The organism is Serratia sp. ASV30, assembly GCF_016428815.1.
GTDB classification, from domain to species: Bacteria; Pseudomonadota; Gammaproteobacteria; order Enterobacterales; family Enterobacteriaceae; genus Chania; species Chania fonticola_C.
The window spans coordinates 26,342-44,624 of sequence record NZ_JAELTL010000038.1; the positions used below are offsets into that span (position 1 = coordinate 26,342).

The window sequence follows — 18,283 nt, forward strand, 5'->3', positions numbered from 1 at the left end:
CAGGAAAACTCACCGCATTAAAACACCCTTTTTTGGCCAAAATCAGGCGTGGGCGCTGGTTTTTTCGCCAAATCCAGTGAGGATCGACCTATAAATCAGACGGCGTTTTATGCGTTCATTGATTCAGGAGGTAACTATGTTTGCATCATGGTTAAGTGCTGGACTGCTGGTGATGGGGGGGCTGCTTGGTTGCCTAGGGGCATATTTGCAGTACAACCCTTTGCTGGCCGTAGCGGGAACCGGACTGCTGTCTGGGGCGATTATCTCTGGGGCTACGGAATGGTCAAGCGGGCGCTAAACACCCGCTTGAGGTCGTTTTAATGGTCTTTAAACAAACCTTTTACCCGATGCGGTTCTGAGCGCCAATACTGTGGCGGAGCCTGCACTTGGGCCCCCAGTTTTGCGGCCGCGTGCCATGGCCAACGAGGGTTATAGAGAATACCGCGCGCTAGCGCGACCATATCGGCCTGACCGGTGGCGACGATCGCTTCCGCTTGCTCTGGTTCGGTGATCAACCCCACGGCGATGGTTGGCATCCCCACTTTATGTTTGATGGTTTCGGCAAACGGCACCTGATAGTTCGGCCCCACCGGGATTTTTTGCTGTGGTGACAGGCCGCCGCTGGAAATATGAATGTAATCGCAGCCCAACTCCTTTAAAGCGCTGGCCAGTTCAACAGATTGTTGTTCGTCCCAGCCTCCTTCAACCCAGTCACTGGCGGAGATCCTCACGCCAAGCGCTTTGTTGGCCGGGAATACCGCCCGCACCTCGCTAAAAATCTCCAGCAACAATCGCATACGATTTTGCAGGCACCCACCATATTGATCGGTGCGATGATTGGCCAGTGGCGAAAGGAACTGGTGCAACAGGTAACCATGTGCCCCGTGCAGTTCGATCAGCTCGAAGCCGAGACGGTCGGCACGCCGTGCCGCTGCAACAAACTGTGCCTTCAGCTGCTCAATTTGTTCCAGGCTCATAGCCTGTGGAGTCTCATCCAGAGGGTTAAAGGGCTGGGTAGAGGCAGAGAGCGTTTGCCAACCACCCTCACTCCTGGTCAGTTGGGCACCGCCATGCCAGGGAAGGGCGCAAGAAGCTTTGCGGCCAGCATGCCCCAGTTGGATCCCCAAAGGCATGGTGGCGTGTTTTTTTACCGCCTGCACCACGTCGGCAAGTGCCTGTTCGGTATCGTCGTCCCACAGGCCCAGATCTCCCGGAGAAATACGTCCTTCCGGTGAAACCGCAGTGGCTTCCACAATCAGCAAACCTGCCCCGGAAAGGGACAGATGGCCGAGGTGCATCGTATGCCATTCGGTGGCTTTGCCGTTGTCGGCAGAGTACTGGCACATAGGGGCGATAATGATGCGGTTAGGCAACCGCAGTAGCCCCAGGGTGATCGGAGTAAACAGCTGGCTCATAATTTCCTCATGGTCCGTCAAAATTCGTTGCTACAACTTGCACTAGGCTTATCGGTATTTGCCAATAACGTCAAGCTTTGTGCGGAAATGATTGCCGCCGGGTTAATGCTGTGTTGCAGCCTATTTTCGGGTATGATGTGCGCCGCGCGCGGGCTAACGGCCCGTGGGCACTCAATCAGTCACCTCCCGAAAGACAGGAAAGTACACCATGCCAGTGTTACATAACCGAATTTCTAATGAGGAACTGAAGGCGCGTATGCTGGCCGAAACCGAGCCACGCACCACAGTTTCTTTTTATAAATATTTCACCATTGACGACCCAAAGGCATTTCGCGATAGCCTGTATATTCAGTTCGATAAACTGAAGGTGTTTGGCCGTATCTACGTGGCCAAAGAGGGCATCAATGCGCAGATCAGCGTGCCACAGAGTCATTTTGACGCGTTCAAAACCGTGCTGTTTGCTTCGCACCCGGCGCTGGATCAAGTGCGCCTGAATATTGCGCTGGAAGACGACGGCAAATCCTTCTGGGTACTGCGCCTGAAAGTGCGTGAACGTATTGTGGCCGACGGGATTGAAGATGAAACCTTCAATCCTGCCAATGTGGGTGAGTACCTGCAGGCCGATCGTGTTAACCAGATGATCGACGATCCGAATACGGTGTTTGTTGATATGCGCAACCATTATGAGTACGAGGTTGGGCACTTTGAGAAGGCGATCGAAGTGCCTTCCGACACGTTCCGCGATCAGCTACCGATGGCAGTGGAAATGCTACAGGAGCAGAAAGACAAGAATATTGTCATGTACTGTACCGGTGGGATCCGTTGTGAGAAAGCCAGCGCCTATATGCTGCATAATGGCTTCAAAAACGTCTATCACGTGGAAGGCGGTATTATCGAATATGCCCGCCAGGCGAAGGCGCAAGGGTTGCCACTGAAGTTCATCGGCAAGAACTTTGTGTTTGACGAGCGCATGGGGGAACGTATCTCAGAGGACGTGATTGCCAACTGCCATCAGTGCGGTGCGCCATGTGATACTCACACCAACTGCCTGAACGACGGCTGCCATCTGCTGTTTATCCAGTGCCCAAGCTGTGCCGAGAAGTTTGCTGGCTGTTGCAGCGAGACCTGCCGTGAAGAACTGAAACTACCGCGTGAAGAACAGCGAGCCCGCCGGGCTGGCCGCGAGAATGGCGTAAAAATCTTCAATAAGTCCAAAGGGCTGTTGCAAACCACCATGCATATCCCAGAACCGAAAGAGTAGGGTGTTGCTCATAGGATAGAAATAGGGCGCTGAAATTCAGCGCCCTTGATGTATAAAGAATGTATTACTTCTCGCGAACGCCTTCGACCGAGATGATCAGCTCAACTTCCTGGGAAGCTGGGCCGAGGTCGGTGGTGATGCCAAAGTCCTTCAGCTTGATTTTACCGTTGGCTTCGAAACCGGCGCGGTAACCGCCCCAAGGATCCTTACCTTCGCCGACCAGCTTGGCTGCCAGCGTGACTGGCTTGGTCACGCCATTCAACGTCAGGTTGCCGACTACGGCATAACCTTCACCGTCTTTTTTCACCTCGGTAGAGGTAAAGGTGGCCTGCTTGTTCTTTTCAACGTTCAAGAACTCGGCGCTGCGCAGGTGTTTGTCACGCTCGGCGTGGTTGGTGTCTACGCTGGCGGTGTTGATGGTTACGTTGACTTTATCGTTAGCCGGATCTTTTTCATCGAAGGTAAAGCCACCGTCAAAATCTTTGAAAGAACCATAAATCCAGCTGTAACCCAGGTGCTGGATGCGGAATTCGATAAAGGCGTGCTGGCCTTGTTTGTCGATTTTATAATTGGCAGCCAGGGCGGAACCGGCGTTTAACAGCAGAGCGCCCGCGGCCAGGCCTAATACAGTTTTCTTCAACATAGCAATATCTCCATAAATCCAAAGGGTTAATCGGTGCTGCGACCCAGCATCCGTTTCAAAGTAACATCACCATCAATAAAGTGATGTTTAAGCGCAGCAAGGGCGTGCAGTACCGAAAGCACGACGACGGCCCAAGCCAGATAAAGATGGACAGTCCCGGCGGTATCGGCCTGCTGTGGCAAACCGGTCACGCTGGCCGGTACGTCAAACCAGCCAAATACGCTGATTGCCTGACCGTCGGCGGTCGAGATCAGGTAGCCACTGATCAGGATGGCGAATAGCACGGTGTAAAGCGCGATATGGGCGAGTACCGCACTGATATGCGTAAGACGGCTATAACTGGCCAGGGGCTTGGGCGGCGGCGAGATAAAGCGCCAAACCACTCGTACCACCATTACGATAAACAGCAGCGTGCCAATACTTTTGTGGATCTCCGGCGCCTGGTGATACCAAACGTCGTAGTAACCCAGCGTCACCATCCATAATCCGAGGGCAAACATGCCGTAAACGGTCAGTGCCACCAGCCAGTGGATCAGCACAGAAACGTGACCAAAGCGGTCGGCGGTATTTTTCCAGAGCATCAGTTTTCCTTACAAATCTCATTTACCGACAGCAATACTTAAACTTTAAGAAATATAAATCAATAATAAATTTAACTAAGTTACTGCATAAAAATATTAATCAGTAGATTTGTTTGAGTTGTGGCGAGTTGGTCAAAGGAATCGTTGGAGAGGGCGCTTTTCTGGCAATACTGGAGAAACTCTGGCCAATTGAAATCTATCGACTTTATTCTTAATTGTCAGCTTTTGTCATTTTTCGTAAATACCACCAGAAACCTTGGCAAATAATTGAAAAACGACTAACGCCGATTATTTGTTCGCCTTATCTACCAGGATTAATTTAATTCCTTCAGCAACTTGAGGGTAATATGCCTGCGACAGCAAGGAATAATTTGCTAACATGTATTTATCGACGGCTCTGGCGGGCCTGTATCACACAAGGAAATTTCATGGGCATACCCGAGTTTAATGACCGCAAGTTACGTCTGATCATGATGCTGGCCATGCTGGTGGTGATCCTGGCTGGCATAAAGGCGGCGGCAGATATTGTGGTGCCATTCCTGCTGGCGGTGTTCTTGGCCATCGTGTTAAACCCGCTGGTGCTGCTACTGGAACGCTTTCGTGTGCCTAGAGCGCTGGGGGTGACGCTATTGGTGATTGCCATCGTCGTGCTGTTGCTGACCTTGATCGGTATGCTGGGTGCTTCATTAAATGAGTTTGCTCGCTCATTGCCGCAGTATCGGGGCGTGATGCTGGAGAAGCTGAGTGAACTGCAATACCAGGCGCAGCGCTTCAATCTGGATATTAACTTCTCGGCAGAAGCGGTGGTCAAATACGTCGATCCTGGTGCCACCATGAACCTGGTGACCCGCCTGCTGGGGCACCTTTCCGGGGCGATGACCAGCATCTTCCTGTTATTGATGACGGTAGTCTTTATGCTGTTTGAGGTGAAGGTATTGCCCTTTAAGCTGCAGCAGGCGCTGGATAATCCCACCGAAGGGATGGCCACTATCCGCCGGGCCTTGCAAGGGGTTACACACTATCTGGTGATCAAGACCGCCATCAGCCTGGCAACTGGCCTGATCGTCTGGGGCTTTCTGAGCTGGGTTGGCGTTCGTTTTGCCTTTATCTGGGGCATGATGGCGTTCATGTTCAACTATGTGCCCAATATTGGTTCGATCATTGCCGCTATTCCGCCGCTGATCCAGGCTTTGCTGTTTAACGGCTTTGCCGATGCGGCCGTGGTGGCTGCGGGCTATATTCTGATCAACCTGATCATCGGTAATATGCTGGAACCACGGATCATGGGCCGTGGGCTGGGGCTTTCTACGCTGGTGGTGTTCCTTTCCCTGATCTTCTGGGGCTGGCTGATGGGGCCCGTGGGGATGCTGCTTTCGGTCCCCTTGACCATTATCGCGCGCATCACGTTGGAAACCATGGATGGAGGACGCAAGGTGGCAATGCTCCTCGGTGATGGGCGCGAGATAAACGAAATTACGCCGAAATGAGGCTTAAACGACGGCCTGCAGTGCTAACGAAGCCGAACCCACCTGTTTAAAGGTGGTGGGTTCTGGCGGATAGAAATAGCGCAGTATGTTATACAGTGAATAAAATTCCAGCCGGTTACGCACGTTGATTTTCTCGGTGATATGGCGCTTGTGCACGTACACCGTATGGGAGCTGATCTGTAATTTCTTGGCGATGCGGTAATTCGGCATTTCGGACATCCAATAGCGCATTACCGTCAATTCTTGCGGGCTGAAAAGCGAATGAGCCTCTTGATCCTTCATTAGCTCACTGGGGATTTTACTTAGCGTTTTTAGCGCAATGGGTAACACGGCTTTGTTGAATAAAAAAGTATTGCTGGCGATGCGCAGCGGGCTTTCACTATAGGGATAAGGAGCATCAAGGTAAATATGTACCGTTGCACGCCAGGCCGCCGTGATAAACGCTGAAAGCAGTTGATTATCTGTTGTACAGCGGCAGTAGTTGGTTAGATTCACCAAAATATGGCTGGGTTTGAAACTGGCCAGTAGAGGGAGCGCGGTGTCGATGTCTGGGCAGCATTTTACTGACGCAAACACGTTGTCAGTAAAGTGGCTGGCGATCCCAATACGAGTGAAACAGCATTCGTCTACTACGAGTAGTTTCATGGTGACGTCCTTGTTGAGGATACAAAACGGGCTAGAGCCTAATTATGTAAAATAGGCCTTACCCGGCAGTAGGATCAATTCGGAAATCCAGTGGCTATAGGAAGATATTTCCGTCCATAGCCTATTTTTCAGTAATATCAGTATGTTGTCGTATTTCTATCGCTGTGGTTTTCCCCTGCCGCTGGCCAGAGCGGTGCGAACAGGGGATTGATCGGTCAGAAACGCCGCAGGCTGAAGGGGGTGATATCCAGGGATGAAGGCTTATCTTGCGCAAACAGCGCTGCTATCTCGCCCAGTACACTGGCAAACTTAAAGCCGTGGCCACTCAGGCCGGTGATCACCATCAACTGTTGGCAGTCAGGCAGGGTGTCGATGATAAAGTCTTCATCCGGGCTCATATCATAGCTACAGGCCTCACCGTGTAGACAAACGCCAAGCCCAGGCAAGAAGTGGCGCAGAAAGCCGAATACTTCGGTACCGTCGCTGGCCAGGGAACCGAACGGCTTACGCTGATCTGCTGTCTCCATCGGTTGTCCACCCTCATGTTTACCGACCTTTAAGCCGTCATTCTCCGATGGGAAACCGTAATAGTGGCAGCCGTCTTGCGCTTCAACGGTGAACGCCGGAAAGCGGTTGTTTTCGCTGTAACGGCCATCGGCCTGATACCAGGAAAACACCTTACGTACCGGTGAAATAGGAAGCTGTGGTAACAGATTTTTCACCCAGGTACCTGCGCAGACCACGGCTTTACGCCCTTGGTAGCGCCCTTCTGAAGTAACGACCTCAACCCCTTGCTCGATTGGCTCTATCGCGGTCACCGGGCAATTAAACAGTTGGGCGCAGCCCGCTTCTCTGGCCAGTCTGATATAGCTGGCGACAATCAGCTCAGAACGCAGTATTCCTGCATCCGGTTCGAACAGGCCGACATAACCCGCTGGCGCAGTGAACTCTTGCCAGCGCTGTTGGATCTGTTCGGCGCTCAGTAACTGTGTATTGAGGTTAAAGCTTTTGGCACTGCGCTGTGCCGTGGTGACAAACTCACTGTTTTGTGGCCCCAGAGTGAGTACGCCACAGGGATGAAACAGCTTGTCGCCGCTTTTCTGTTCCAATCCGTTCCACAGTGCCTGGGCACGCAGCAGAAAAGGCACATATTTTTCGCCTTCACCGTAAGCATGGCGGATGATGCGGGTATCGCCGTGGTGACTGCCCTGACGATGCGGGGGGAAAGCGCTGTCGATCATTAAGACCTTAAGGCCTGCGGTTGTCGCATAATAGCCTGCAGCAGCCCCAACCGAGCCGCTACCCACGATGATCAAGTCATATTCCACGTGCCATGTCCTTTCTTTGATGTGTCGCTGATGGCCGTTATGATAAAAGTTTGGCGGCGGTAATGCACCAGGAACCGATGCGAGCCGATACAAAAGAAAAGGCGCCGGTTAATTGCCGACGCCTTAGCGGTTGAGGGTGAATGGGTTAATGTTTTCTTCGATCAAGGTCTAAATAATCCGTAGATTCTATCTTGGCGATGCCAGCTTCTAAAATATTGATCAATTGGCGGGCAACGTCTGTGGTTAGCCAAAGAGTCCGATCCACTTGCGCTTCTTCGGCTGTTTGGTCTAGTGAAGACAGGTAATGAAGGCGAATCATCATGGCATCATAAACATCGACGGTACTGATATCCCAGCCAACAAGCGGATGTGTCTGTATTACTTCATCATTTCTGTCCATAAAGACCCCTTATCAAGTAGTGACTAGCTGGAGTTACTAACGAGGATCAATGCGTCTCATCTTCATGGTGAGCTTTTACAGTATACGCATCCGGGATCTGACGTGGGGTGTTTTCCTGCGGTTTATTGCAAATAAATATTTTTTGCGCAATTAATCGGCAAATGGTAGGGGCGCTGAATGCTGCGCCCGTTCAAATATTACTCTTCGGATGCGGGAGGAATTTGCACGTGCGCATGGCTTTCCAATTCGGCTGCCAGATGAGCGAAATGCTTTTGCATCTCAGGATCGCGGTTCTGATTTTGTGCTTCCAGTTTCAGGCTGTGGATCAGCAACTGATTGGTTTTGTCATTCAAGCCAAAAGACAAATAAGAGAAAGCGACCTCGAGCACGTTCAGCCGCCGTTTTTGATCGGCGATCAGGGCCAGCAACTCGCCAAAGGTCATCGCTTCTTCGGGTTTGTCTTTATCCGGAACCATTGTTTACACCTTTGTTGCACTATAAGTCGTCTAATCATTACAGACCACAAGTGCTGTTTGTTCCAGGGGAAAGGGCAATACGGCGGAAACAAAAAAGCCGGAGAGCGACCCCCGGCAACAACGACATTGCAGAATTATTCTGCACTGAACCAATCGTCGGCACTTTCCCAGGTTTCCTGGAGTATCTCCTCGATCAGGTCTTTATCTGTTTTGGCACCGCCCATTACGGAAAGGCCATTGGCACCGGCATAACGGATCTGGACGGTAGTGTCAGGAAACTGGCGATTGACCCGTTTACTGAATTCACCGGTCAGGGCTTCGATAGCCCCCGGCGGCAGTGGTTTGGTTTTATCTATAGTGACTTCAACACGCATAATTGCCCCCGGAACTGTATACTGGATATTTATACAGTCAAATGACGCCGGAGGCAAGAGCAGAAATAAAATATTTAGCAGTCGGTCACTGACCAGTTGATGATCTCACCCGCCAGGAAGGGCACCACAGCTTCATTACCCAGAGTTATCTCCTCTGGCTGGGCCACCGGTAGGCGTTGCAGCGTGATAAAGTCCTGGTTCACCGGCAAGCCGTAGAAGCGTGGGCCATTCAGCGAGCTGAAGGCTTCCAGATGCTCAAGCGCGTCTAATTGCTCAAACACGGTGGCGTAGGCGGGCATCGCGTTAGGGGCGTTAAATACCCCTGCACAGCCACAGCTGGTCTCTTTACGGTGTTTGGCATGAGGTGCCGAGTCGGTGCCTAGGAAGAAGCGGTCACAACCGCTGGCAACGGCGCTGCGTAACGCTTCCTGATGGATGTTACGTTTGAGGATCGGCAGGCAGAACAGGTGTGGACGGATCCCACCGACCAGCATGTGGTTGCGGTTAAACATCAGGTGCTGTGGCGTAATGGTGGCACCAAGGAAACGATTGCCTTCCTGCACGTACTGAGCGGCTTCCCGGGTGGTGATATGCTCGAATACGATTTTCAATTCCGGGAACTGGCGGCGCACCGGCTCCATCACCTGTTCGATAAAGCGAGCCTCGCGATCGAAGATATCCACGCTGGCATCGGTGACTTCTCCATGGATCAGCAGCGGCATACCGATCTTCTGCATCTGCTCAAGCAGGGGATAAATTCCGGTCACATCGCTCACGCCGTGGCTGGAGTTGGTAGTGGCATTGGCTGGATAGAGTTTGGCGGCGGTGAACACCCCTTGCTCAAACCCGTTGACCAGCTCCGCAGCAGCCAGTGAATCCGTCAAGTAGCAGGTCATCAATGGCGTGAAGTTATGTTCCGGCGGGAGGGCTGCCAGAATGCGTTCACGATAGCTACGTGCTGCGGCAACGGTGGTGATCGGTGGGGCCAGGTTCGGCATCACAATCGCCCGGCCAAACACCTGACTGGTATAGGGCAGAACCGTTTTCAGCATGTTGTCGTCACGCAAATGGATATGCCAGTCGTCAGGGCGGCGGATTTTCAGGGCTTGGGGTTGTGCGGTCATGGTGCAGAGCTCCGGCGGTCAAAAAATCTTAGTAAAAGCGAATAATTTTGGCTTATTCACGCCGGGGTGAAAGGATAAGCGGAAAACGTTCCGGATGCATCTGTTAGTTAATGGCAAATTGAAATCAGTTGGCTGCGAGAGCTTGGGTAACCGGGAAGCACTGATTATCTCAGGCCAGATCTAGGGAGGGGGCATCTTCTGGAAAGGGGTGAAAAAAACCCGCCATTTAGGCGGGTTTTGTAGGGCAGGGATTAACTTAGTCGTTAACTGGCTGCGGTTTGGTCGCTGGAGCAGTGGCCTGATTAGCCGCTGCATGGCCGCCAGCAGAACCTTTTCCGTCAAAGTTGAAGGAAGGGCGCTGCCACTCGCTGGTCTTGGTGGCTTCCGGCTGATAATCCGGCGCAGGCGCTTTGGTCATCGGGGCGGTAGCGATATGCTTGTAGAGCGCCGGTTGCGGTTGTGCAACCACTGGGGCCGCCTGCACAGGAGCTGGAGCAGCCTCTGGCTGTGCTGACACGACTTCCGGCTCTGCGGCTACAGCAGTTTCTGCAGGGGCAGCCACAACGGCTTCCACTACAACTTCTTCAACTACCGCTTCTTCAACTACAGGCTCTTGCACCAAGGATTCAGTGATAACCGGCTCAGCTTGTACTGCAGCATCTGTAACCGTCTCATCTTCAGTTGTTTCACTGACAACGGTTTCATCTACCACAACAGCGGCTGATTCGGCAGCGACGGCTTCGGTTTCAACAGGTGCAGTTTCTACCGGGGCTTCAACTACCGGTGTTGCCACCGATTCAGCCACTACCGAAGCGGTGTCAACTACGCTTGGCGCTTCGTTGACCACAGGCTGAACAGGAGCGGCTTCAACAGCCACCGGTGCAGCAGCCACGGCTACGGTTTCAATTGCCACTGGCGCTTGAGCTTCTTCGTGTTCAACGTAGACGGCTGCTTGTGCCACAGGATAGCTGACCCAAACCTTGCCTGAAGCCATCTCTGGTGAGGCAAACGCCCCGGCCAACGGCATTGGCGACTGGTTCGGATAACGCTCGTCACGATAGCGACGACGACGCTGACCACTGACGCGCAGATGGCGTGGAGAACGACGAGAGCGACGTGGCATGCCGTTTTCACCGTTACCACGGTTGTCAGCTTGCGTGTCATCTTCAGCCTGGGCCGCAATGGCCTGTGGCAACAGTTTAACGCTCTCAGCCAATACCGGAGCCTGGCGTTCTTCAACCTTGGCAACCGGTGCCTTAGGCGCTAACAGCTCTTCAGCGGCGCGATGCAGTTCTTCTTCCGCCGACAGGACGCGAACTTTCTGCGCGAGTGGACGGCGTTGACGACGTTGCGTTGGTTGCTGATGACGGTCTTCATCTTCGTCATTGCTATTGCTGGCAACAACGACTTCCGCAGTTTCCGGCACTTTGACGTCTTGTGGAGCCTGGCGTTTTTCTTCCTGACGACGGCGTTGACGCTCGGCACGTTGTTCACGGCGCTGTTGCTGATCTTCGCGCTGTGCCTTGGCCGCTTCTTCAGTCTGCACTTCGGTGTTGGCAGCCGCTGGTGCAGTCTGTTGTTGTGCGTTACGGCGGTTGTTGCGGCGCTGATCGTCACGACTTTCACGCGGTTCGCGCGGTTCGCGATTTTCGCGTGGTTCACGATCACCACGTTCACGGTTGTCACGCCCTTCGCCACGTTCTTTACGCTCGCCACGTTCACCTTTACGGCCAGAGCCTTGGCGGCGTTGACCACGACGATCCTGACGACGGTTGTCGCTGTCTTCCGTTTTCTCAGCTACGACCGGTTTAGCTTCAACCACCGCTGTTTCTTCACCGGCGAACAGTGACTTCAAGCCACCGAACAGACGGCTCAACAGGCCAGGTTTGGCCTCAGCAGTGGGGGTTGATGCAACTGCCGGTTTGGCGGCAACGGCAGGCTTGCTAACCACAGGCTCTTCTTCCTGCGGTGGAGCATCCTGTGACAGGGAGAAGGAAGCCAGAGCCGGTTGCTCGCGTTTGCGCTCGACTGGCGCATCATCCTGCGGCTGGGCCATTTCTTCTTCATGCAGCTTCGGCAGCAGGTAGCTCAGGGTCGGTGTTTCTTCACCCTTGCGTACGCGCAGCACGGAGTAATGCGGAGTTTGCATCTGATCGTTTGGCACGATGATCGCTTTCACGCCACCCTGGCGCTTCTCGATCGCGCTGACAGAATCACGTTTTTCGTTCAGCAGGTAGGAAGCAACCTGAACCGGTACGATGGCGTGAACTTCTTTGGTGTTCTCTTTCAGCGCTTCTTCTTCGATCAGGCGCAGAATAGACAGCGCCAGCGATTCGTTATCACGGATGGTGCCGGTACCGGTACAGCGCGGGCACACGTGGTGGCTGGACTCACCCAGTGACGGGCTGAGGCGCTGACGGGACATTTCCAGCAGGCCAAAGCGCGAGATACGGCCAATCTGAATGCGCGCACGATCCTGGCGGACGGCATCGCGCAGACGGTTTTCCACTTCACGCTGGTGACGAACCGGGGTCATATCGATAAAGTCGATAACGATCAGGCCACCCAGGTCGCGCAGGCGTAATTGGCGAGCAATTTCATCTGCGGCTTCCAGGTTGGTATTGAATGCGGTTTCTTCGATGTCGCCACCGCGGGTTGCACGCGCGGAGTTGATGTCGATAGCGGTCAAGGCTTCGGTGGTGTCGATCACGATGGAACCACCGGAAGGCAGACGCACTTCACGTTGGAACGCGGATTCGATCTGCGATTCGATCTGGTAATGGCTGAACAGCGGGATTTCGCCACTGTACAATTTGATCTTGCTGCTGAAATCCGGGCGGCCCAAGGCAGCGATGTGCTCTTTGGCCAGATCGAGTACCTTCGGGTTGTCGATCAGGATTTCGCCGATGTCCGGGCGCAGGTAGTCGCGGAATGCTCGCACGATAACGTTGCTTTCCTGGTGGATCAGGAATGGAGCAGGGCGGCCTTCGGCGGCTTTTTTAATCGCTTCCCAGTGCTTGAGGCGGAATGACAGATCCCATTGCAGAGCGTCGGCAGATTTGCCTACGCCAGCGGTGCGGACAATCAATCCCATGCCGTCTGGCAATTGCAGCGAGGAGAGCGCTTCTTTCAGTTCGGTACGGTCGTCACCTTCGATGCGGCGAGAAATACCACCGGCACGCGGATTGTTCGGCATCAGAACCAGATAGCTACCGGCCAGGCTGATGAAGGTGGTCAAGGCAGCGCCTTTATTACCCCGTTCTTCTTTATCAACCTGAACGATGACTTCCTGGCCTTCACGCAGCACATCTTTGATGTTTGGGCGACCATGGGAAGAGTAATTGCTTGGGAAGTATTCGCGAGCGATTTCTTTTAGCGGGAGGAAACCATGTCTTTCAGCGCCGTAATCAACGAACGCGGCCTCTAGACTAGGTTCAATACGAGTGATTTTACCTTTGTAAATATTCGCTTTTTTCTGCTCATGGCCAGGGCTTTCAATATCCAGATCGTACAGCCGCTGTCCATCTACAAGGGCAACACGCAACTCTTCCTGCTGAGTTGCGTTAATCAACATTCTTTTCATCTTAACTTACTCGTTTTTTTTACATTATCGACAAAGCTGCGGGCAAAATAACCTCATGGCCAGGTTAAAACCGAAAACCCCGTGTCTTCTCGCAAAGCCGTCAACCTCACGGTTGTCGCCTGCATAGGGGCGCATTATCTCGGTAAGCCTGTATTTCTTTGTGAAACACAGCGCTTTTGACTCAGGGAATAGCCTCTGATTTATGATGACAGATCTGATTCCATTTGCCGGCCAAGCTGCAACCCGCAGCCCGCTAATTGTTTGATTTCACATTACGTCTTACGCCATTGCTGCGTTTTTGTGCAACCAGACAAACTGTATAATTCCGCAATTCTCCTCGTTTCAAGGGGATCGGCACGGAAAGTTACAGCATTATTCCATTGCAAGCACCTTTATAGCAAGGTGACTTTTCCTTAACTATGATCGAAACCGCAAACGATCAACCTGGCTTGCTGCCTTATTGTTCGCTGGCGTTTCTTTCACAGTCTGAGAGACAGTTAAGCACATAAAAAGAGGTGGCGCTATTGACGCGCTCTATTTAGAATCCCGCCCCATGAAAACGAACATTCCCGCAGTACAATTAGTGACGATTTCTGACGACGAAGCCGGTCAGAGAATCGACAATTTCTTGCTTGCCCGCCTGAAAGGCGTGCCGAAGAGCATGATTTATCGCATCGTGCGCAAGGGCGAGGTGCGGGTCAATAAAGGCCGCATCAAGGCTGAATATAAACTGGCAGCGGGCGACGTGGTGCGCATTCCTCCGGTTCGGGTCGCCGAGCGTGAAGATGCACCGGTTTCCGCCAAGCTGGATAAAGTTGCAGCCCTGGCGGATTGTATCCTTTATGAGGACGATCACCTGCTACTGCTGAACAAACCTTCGGGAACGGCGGTGCACGGCGGTAGCGGCCTGAGTTTTGGGGTGATCGAAGGATTGCGTGCATTACGCCCGGAAGCGCGTTTTCTGGAGCTGGTGCACCGCTTGGATCGCGATACCTCCGGCGTGTTGATGGTGGCCAAGAAGCGTTCGGCGCTGCGTTCGCTGCACGAGCAGTTGCGCCTCAAGGGGATGCAGAAGGATTATATGGCGTTGGTGCGCGGCGAGTGGCAGTCGCACTGCAAAGCGGTGCAGGCACCGTTGCTGAAGAATATTTTGCAGAGCGGTGAGCGCATTGTCCGCGTCAACAGCGAAGGCAAACCTTCGGAGACCCGCTTCAAGATCGAAGAGCGCTTTGAACATGCCACGTTGGTGAAGGCCAGTCCGATCACCGGGCGTACCCACCAGATTCGCGTGCATACCTTGCATGCCGGGCATCCGATCGCCTTTGACGACCGTTATGGTGACCGGGAGTTCGATCGCCAATTGGCGGGCACCGGCCTGAAGCGCCTGTTCCTGCATGCGGCGGCGCTGCGCTTTGAACATCCTGCCACCGGCGAAACGATGCGCATCGAAGCGCCGATGGATGACGAACTACGTCATTGCCTGCAGGTATTGCGGCAAAGAACCGCCGCTGCCAAGAAATAAGCTTATACCAGCGGGTTGATCCCTTCAGCCCGCAACATCTCCAGCAATGCGATCAGCGGCAGGCCAATCAGCGCATTCGGGTCGCGGCCCTCCAGCTTTTCAAATAGCGCAATCCCCAAACCTTCACTTTTGAAGCTGCCCGCACAAAAGAGCGGTTGCTCGAGACGCACGTAGGTTTCTATCTCCACTTCGCTCAACGTACGGAAATGAACGTGGAAAGGTTCACATATCACCTGTAGGCGTTGGCTACGGCTATTATAGAGCGCCAAACCGGTATAGAAGGTCACCTGCTTGCCGCTGGCCTTGCGTAACTGCTGGCGGGCGTTCTCTTCGCTATGGGGCTTACCGGTGATTTCTCCGGCAATCACGCAGACCTGATCGGAACCGATAATCAGATAATCAGGGTAGGCTATAGCCAGCGCCTGAGCCTTGGCCGCCGCCAGGCGCAGTACCAAAGCCTCGGCACTTTCCCCAGGCAGCGGTGTTTCATCGGTTTGCGGCGCTGCACAAATAAAGGGCAGGTGCAGCTTCTCCAACAACTGCTGGCGGTAGATTGACGTTGAAGCGAGTAAGAGTCTTTGCATAATTTTTTCCACAAACCGTAGCGTAAATATGTCGGTCATCTTAAACTGTCGGCCGCTCTGGAAGCGAATATTGGTGAAAGGTGCCGTTTTAGGGCCTTTTTCTTTGACTCTATGACGTTACAAAGTTAATATGCGCGCCCTATGCAAAAGGTAAAATTACCCTTGACCATTGATGCGGTACGTACCGCTCAGAAACGCCTGGACTATGTTGGTTCCTATGCGCCTGAGCTGGTTACACGTGTTGCCGACTCCGTGGTCAGTGTGGACAGTGATGTCGAAGTGCAGTTGTCGTTTGATATTGATAACCAGCGCCTCGCGGTGATAACAGGGCATGCGGACGTCGCGGTAACGCTGATGTGTCAACGCTGTGGTGTCCCGTTTGCACATCAGGTCCACACAACATATTGTTTTAGCCCGGTCGTCAATGATGAGCAGGCTGAGGCATTACCGGAAGCGTACGAACCGATCGAAGTTGACGAGTTTGGCGAAGTCGATCTGTTGGCAATGATTGAAGATGAAATTATTCTTTCACTGCCTGTCGTTCCGGTACATGAATCTGAACACTGTGAAGTGTCCGAAGCGGACATGGTGTTTGGCAAACTGCCTCCTGAGGCGGAGAAACCAAATCCATTTGCCGTATTAGCCAGTTTAAAGCGTAAGTAATCGAGGAGTAAGGTCCATGGCCGTACAACAAAATAAACCAACCCGTTCCAAACGTGGCATGCGTCGTTCACACGATGCCCTGACCACCACCACCTTGTCTGTAGATGCGACTTCCGGTGAAACTCATCGTCGTCACCACATCACTGCCGACGGTTTCTACCGCGGTCGCAAGGTTATCGGCTAAGTCAGCGATACTTTGACTCGTCTAACCCTGGCGTTAGATGCAATGGGCGGGGATTTCGGTCCCTGCGTCACAGTGCCTGCTTCATTGCAGGCACTGGCCTCTAATTTACAGCTTCATCTCCTGTTAGTCGGCGATCCCGACGTCATCTCCCCGTTACTTGCCAAAGCCGATCCGTCTGTGCTGGAACGCTTGCAAGTCGTACCTGCCGAATCGGTTATTGCCGGTGACGCCAAGCCTTCACAAGCGATCCGGGCCAGCCGAGGTACCTCTATGCGTATTGCGCTGGAGTTGATTAAAAGCGGTGAGGCGCAGGCTTGTGTCAGTGCAGGGAATACCGGGGCGTTGATGGGGCTGGCCAAGCTGCTGATCAAACCGTTGGACGGCATTGAACGCCCGGCGTTGATGACCGTGATACCTAACCAGCAGCGCGGTAAAACCGTGGTGTTGGATCTGGGAGCCAACGTAGAGTGCGACAGCACGATGCTAGTGCAGTTCGCGGTCATGGGTGCCGTGATGGCGGAAGAGGTATTGGGTATCGCGCAGCCACGTGTGGCACTGCTCAATATCGGCGAAGAAGAAACCAAAGGGCTGGATAATATCCGCGAAGCCTCCGCCGTACTTAAAAAAACTCAGGCAATCAACTATATTGGTTATCTGGAAGGCAACGACCTGCTCACTGGCAAAACCGATGTGATGGTCTGCGACGGCTTCGTCGGCAACGTCACTCTGAAAACCATGGAAGGTGTGATAAGACTGTTCTTGTCGCTACTCAAGTCATCCTCCGAAGGGGGGAAGCAGGCGTGGTGGTTAAAATTGTTGGGTCGTTGGTTACAAAAAAGGGTGGCAAGGCGTTTTGGTCATCTGAACCCCGACCAGTATAATGGTGCATGTCTGTTAGGATTGCGGGGGACCGTGATCAAGAGCCACGGCGCCGCGAACCAAAACGCGTTTGCGGTGGCAATCGAACAGGCTGTACAGGCGGTGCAGCGGCAAGTTCCGGACCGGATTGCTGCGCGCCTTGAAGCTGTATTACCCAAGAGTGACTGATCGTTCATGTATACAAAGATTCTCGGTACGGGGAGTTACTTACCCGCACAAGTGCGCACCAACGCTGACTTAGAAAAAATGGTGGATACGTCTGACGAGTGGATCGTGACTCGCACCGGTATTCGTGAACGTCGTATCGCTGCCCCGGATGAAACCGTGGCAACCATGAGCTTCCATGCTGCGTCTCACGCGCTGGAAATGGCGGGTGTGGCTAAAGAAGATATCGGCCTGATCGTGGTGGCGACCACCACCTCAAGCCATGCGTTCCCAAGTTCTGCCTGCCAGGTGCAGCAGATGCTGGGTATTCAGGACTGCGCGGCGTTTGATATCGCGGCGGCCTGTGCTGGCTTTACCTACGCCTTGAGCGTGGCCGATCAGTACGTGAAGAACGGCGCGGTAAAACATGCGCTGGTGATCGGCTCCGATGTGTTGTCACGCACGCTCGATCCAGAGGATCGCGGCACCATCATCCTGTTTGGTGATGGTGCGGGCGCGGTAGTGCTGGGAGCGTCTGAGGAGCCGGGCATTATCTCTACCCATCTGCATGCCGATGGTCGCTACGGCAATCTGCTGGCGCTGCCGAATAAAGATCGTCAGAACCCGGATCAACCTGCTTATGTCACCATGGCGGGTAACGAAGTCTTTAAAGTGGCAGTCACCGAACTGGCACATATCGTTGATGAAACGCTGAAGGCCAACGATCTTGACCGCAGCGAACTGGATTGGCTGGTTCCGCATCAGGCCAACCTGCGCATCATCAGCGCAACGGCAAAAAAACTGGGTATGGGGATGGATAAAGTGGTGGTGACGCTCGATCGTCACGGTAACACCTCTGCCGCCTCGGTACCTGCGGCGCTCGACGAAGCCGTACGCGACGGGCGCATCCAGCGTGGTCAGCTGGTGTTGCTAGAAGCATTCGGCGGTGGCTTTACCTGGGGCTCGGCGCTGGTTCGTTTTTGATTCAAC

Annotated in this window: 19 protein-coding genes; 8 read left to right on the forward strand and 11 right to left on the reverse strand. The window is 53.4% G+C overall.

Annotation, left to right across the window (positions count from 1 at the left end):
* Positions 1–136: 136 nt before the first annotated feature.
* On the forward strand, positions 137–298 hold the full coding sequence (locus JHD74_RS16850; protein ID WP_199063135.1) for a histidine kinase: 162 nt from the start codon (positions 137–139) through the stop codon (positions 296–298).
* Positions 299–317: 19 nt separating this feature from the next.
* Here the strand turns inward: JHD74_RS16850 and JHD74_RS16855 are convergent, their stop codons facing one another.
* Entirely contained in the window at positions 318–1,415 is a 1,098-nt protein-coding gene (locus JHD74_RS16855; protein ID WP_024528531.1) for an NADH:flavin oxidoreductase/NADH oxidase, read from the reverse strand.
* A gap of 208 nt (positions 1,416–1,623) precedes the next feature.
* Here JHD74_RS16855 and JHD74_RS16860 point away from each other — a divergent pair, with 208 nt between their 5' ends.
* On the forward strand, positions 1,624–2,676 hold the full coding sequence (locus JHD74_RS16860) for a rhodanese-related sulfurtransferase (RefSeq protein WP_024528532.1): 1,053 nt from the start codon (positions 1,624–1,626) through the stop codon (positions 2,674–2,676).
* Between the two features lie 64 nt (positions 2,677–2,740).
* Here the strand turns inward: JHD74_RS16860 and JHD74_RS16865 are convergent, their stop codons facing one another.
* Together JHD74_RS16865 and JHD74_RS16870 are read right to left on the reverse strand one after the other, a co-directional pair.
* The gene (locus JHD74_RS16865) at positions 2,741–3,319 is read right to left on the reverse strand and encodes a YceI family protein (RefSeq protein WP_024528533.1); all 579 of its coding nucleotides are present in this window, start codon (positions 3,317–3,319) and stop codon (positions 2,741–2,743) included.
* Positions 3,320–3,345: 26 nt separating this feature from the next.
* Entirely contained in the window at positions 3,346–3,900 is a 555-nt protein-coding gene (locus tag JHD74_RS16870) for a cytochrome b (protein ID WP_199063136.1), read from the reverse strand.
* Between the two features lie 428 nt (positions 3,901–4,328).
* On the opposite strand from JHD74_RS16870, the gene JHD74_RS16875 reads away from it, so the two are divergent.
* The gene (locus JHD74_RS16875) at positions 4,329–5,387 is read left to right on the forward strand and encodes an AI-2E family transporter (protein WP_074031316.1); all 1,059 of its coding nucleotides are present in this window, start codon (positions 4,329–4,331) and stop codon (positions 5,385–5,387) included.
* A 3-nt stretch (positions 5,388–5,390) separates the two neighbouring features.
* Here JHD74_RS16875 and JHD74_RS16880 read toward each other — a convergent pair whose 3' ends face one another.
* The 7 genes from JHD74_RS16880 to rne all read right to left on the reverse strand — a co-directional run bounded on the left by JHD74_RS16880 (position 5,391) and on the right by rne (position 13,317).
* The gene (locus tag JHD74_RS16880) at positions 5,391–6,032 is read right to left on the reverse strand and encodes a LuxR C-terminal-related transcriptional regulator (protein WP_074031317.1); all 642 of its coding nucleotides are present in this window, start codon (positions 6,030–6,032) and stop codon (positions 5,391–5,393) included.
* A 215-nt stretch (positions 6,033–6,247) separates the two neighbouring features.
* Positions 6,248–7,360 carry an N-methyl-L-tryptophan oxidase gene (gene solA, locus JHD74_RS16885; RefSeq protein WP_199063137.1) on the reverse strand — a complete coding sequence of 371 codons (1,113 nt, stop codon included), beginning with the start codon at positions 7,358–7,360 and terminating at the stop codon, positions 6,248–6,250.
* Between the two features lie 145 nt (positions 7,361–7,505).
* Entirely contained in the window at positions 7,506–7,760 is a 255-nt protein-coding gene (gene bssS / locus JHD74_RS16890) for a biofilm formation regulator BssS (RefSeq protein ID WP_024485935.1), read from the reverse strand.
* Positions 7,761–7,957: 197 nt separating this feature from the next.
* Positions 7,958–8,236 carry a hypothetical protein gene (locus JHD74_RS16895; protein ID WP_199063138.1) on the reverse strand — a complete coding sequence of 93 codons (279 nt, stop codon included), beginning with the start codon at positions 8,234–8,236 and terminating at the stop codon, positions 7,958–7,960.
* A gap of 134 nt (positions 8,237–8,370) precedes the next feature.
* On the reverse strand, positions 8,371–8,610 hold the full coding sequence (gene dinI, locus JHD74_RS16900) for a DNA damage-inducible protein I (RefSeq protein ID WP_021178315.1): 240 nt from the start codon (positions 8,608–8,610) through the stop codon (positions 8,371–8,373).
* Between the two features lie 74 nt (positions 8,611–8,684).
* Positions 8,685–9,734 carry a dihydroorotase gene (gene pyrC / locus JHD74_RS16905; protein WP_024528538.1) on the reverse strand — a complete coding sequence of 350 codons (1,050 nt, stop codon included), beginning with the start codon at positions 9,732–9,734 and terminating at the stop codon, positions 8,685–8,687.
* A gap of 256 nt (positions 9,735–9,990) precedes the next feature.
* Positions 9,991–13,317, reverse strand: a complete 3,327-nt coding sequence (rne, locus tag JHD74_RS16910; RefSeq protein WP_199063139.1) for a ribonuclease E — start codon at positions 13,315–13,317, stop codon at positions 9,991–9,993.
* Positions 13,318–13,870: 553 nt separating this feature from the next.
* Here rne and rluC point away from each other — a divergent pair.
* The gene (gene rluC, locus JHD74_RS16915) at positions 13,871–14,839 is read left to right on the forward strand and encodes a 23S rRNA pseudouridine(955/2504/2580) synthase RluC (protein WP_024485939.1); all 969 of its coding nucleotides are present in this window, start codon (positions 13,871–13,873) and stop codon (positions 14,837–14,839) included.
* A gap of 2 nt (positions 14,840–14,841) precedes the next feature.
* Here rluC and JHD74_RS16920 read toward each other — a convergent pair whose 3' ends face one another.
* Positions 14,842–15,423 (reverse strand): nucleoside triphosphate pyrophosphatase, encoded by a 582-nt coding sequence (locus tag JHD74_RS16920; RefSeq protein WP_199063140.1) that lies wholly within the window; start codon positions 15,421–15,423, stop codon positions 14,842–14,844.
* A 141-nt stretch (positions 15,424–15,564) separates the two neighbouring features.
* On the opposite strand from JHD74_RS16920, the gene yceD reads away from it, so the two are divergent.
* Genes yceD through JHD74_RS16940 form a run of 4 tightly spaced genes read left to right on the forward strand, consistent with a single transcriptional unit; the run spans position 15,565 to position 18,277 of the window.
* Positions 15,565–16,086: a 23S rRNA accumulation protein YceD gene (gene yceD, locus JHD74_RS16925; protein ID WP_024485941.1), complete on the forward strand. Its 522-nt coding sequence runs from the start codon at positions 15,565–15,567 to the stop codon at positions 16,084–16,086.
* A gap of 16 nt (positions 16,087–16,102) precedes the next feature.
* Positions 16,103–16,270: a 50S ribosomal protein L32 gene (gene rpmF, locus JHD74_RS16930; protein WP_004943042.1), complete on the forward strand. Its 168-nt coding sequence runs from the start codon at positions 16,103–16,105 to the stop codon at positions 16,268–16,270.
* 12 nt (positions 16,271–16,282) lie between these two features.
* Positions 16,283–17,317 (forward strand): phosphate acyltransferase PlsX, encoded by a 1,035-nt coding sequence (gene plsX, locus JHD74_RS16935; protein ID WP_024528541.1) that lies wholly within the window; start codon positions 16,283–16,285, stop codon positions 17,315–17,317.
* Positions 17,318–17,323: 6 nt separating this feature from the next.
* Positions 17,324–18,277: a beta-ketoacyl-ACP synthase III gene (locus JHD74_RS16940; RefSeq protein ID WP_024528542.1), complete on the forward strand. Its 954-nt coding sequence runs from the start codon at positions 17,324–17,326 to the stop codon at positions 18,275–18,277.
* The last annotated feature ends 6 nt before the right edge of the window (positions 18,278–18,283 follow it).

What these genes read in the sequence shown, in the direction of transcription:
- JHD74_RS16850 (WP_199063135.1), top strand. Translation starts at nt 137, where the DNA reads ATGTTTGCATCATGGTTAAGTGCTGGACTGCTGGTGATGGGGGGGCTG.
- JHD74_RS16855 (WP_024528531.1), bottom strand. Translation starts at nt 1,415, where the DNA reads ATGAGCCAGCTGTTTACTCCGATCACCCTGGGGCTACTGCGGTTGCCT.
- JHD74_RS16860 (WP_024528532.1), top strand. Translation starts at nt 1,624, where the DNA reads ATGCCAGTGTTACATAACCGAATTTCTAATGAGGAACTGAAGGCGCGT.
- JHD74_RS16865 (WP_024528533.1), bottom strand. Translation starts at nt 3,319, where the DNA reads ATGTTGAAGAAAACTGTATTAGGCCTGGCCGCGGGCGCTCTGCTGTTA.
- JHD74_RS16870 (WP_199063136.1), bottom strand. Translation starts at nt 3,900, where the DNA reads ATGCTCTGGAAAAATACCGCCGACCGCTTTGGTCACGTTTCTGTGCTG.
- JHD74_RS16875 (WP_074031316.1), top strand. Translation starts at nt 4,329, where the DNA reads ATGGGCATACCCGAGTTTAATGACCGCAAGTTACGTCTGATCATGATG.
- JHD74_RS16880 (WP_074031317.1), bottom strand. Translation starts at nt 6,032, where the DNA reads ATGAAACTACTCGTAGTAGACGAATGCTGTTTCACTCGTATTGGGATC.
- bssS (WP_024485935.1), bottom strand. Translation starts at nt 7,760, where the DNA reads ATGGACAGAAATGATGAAGTAATACAGACACATCCGCTTGTTGGCTGG.
- JHD74_RS16895 (WP_199063138.1), bottom strand. Translation starts at nt 8,236, where the DNA reads ATGGTTCCGGATAAAGACAAACCCGAAGAAGCGATGACCTTTGGCGAG.
- dinI (WP_021178315.1), bottom strand. Translation starts at nt 8,610, where the DNA reads ATGCGTGTTGAAGTCACTATAGATAAAACCAAACCACTGCCGCCGGGG.
- pyrC (WP_024528538.1), bottom strand. Translation starts at nt 9,734, where the DNA reads ATGACCGCACAACCCCAAGCCCTGAAAATCCGCCGCCCTGACGACTGG.
- rne (WP_199063139.1), bottom strand. Translation starts at nt 13,317, where the DNA reads ATGAAAAGAATGTTGATTAACGCAACTCAGCAGGAAGAGTTGCGTGTT.
- rluC (WP_024485939.1), top strand. Translation starts at nt 13,871, where the DNA reads ATGAAAACGAACATTCCCGCAGTACAATTAGTGACGATTTCTGACGAC.
- JHD74_RS16920 (WP_199063140.1), bottom strand. Translation starts at nt 15,423, where the DNA reads ATGCAAAGACTCTTACTCGCTTCAACGTCAATCTACCGCCAGCAGTTG.
- yceD (WP_024485941.1), top strand. Translation starts at nt 15,565, where the DNA reads ATGCAAAAGGTAAAATTACCCTTGACCATTGATGCGGTACGTACCGCT.
- rpmF (WP_004943042.1), top strand. Translation starts at nt 16,103, where the DNA reads ATGGCCGTACAACAAAATAAACCAACCCGTTCCAAACGTGGCATGCGT.
- JHD74_RS16940 (WP_024528542.1), top strand. Translation starts at nt 17,324, where the DNA reads ATGTATACAAAGATTCTCGGTACGGGGAGTTACTTACCCGCACAAGTG.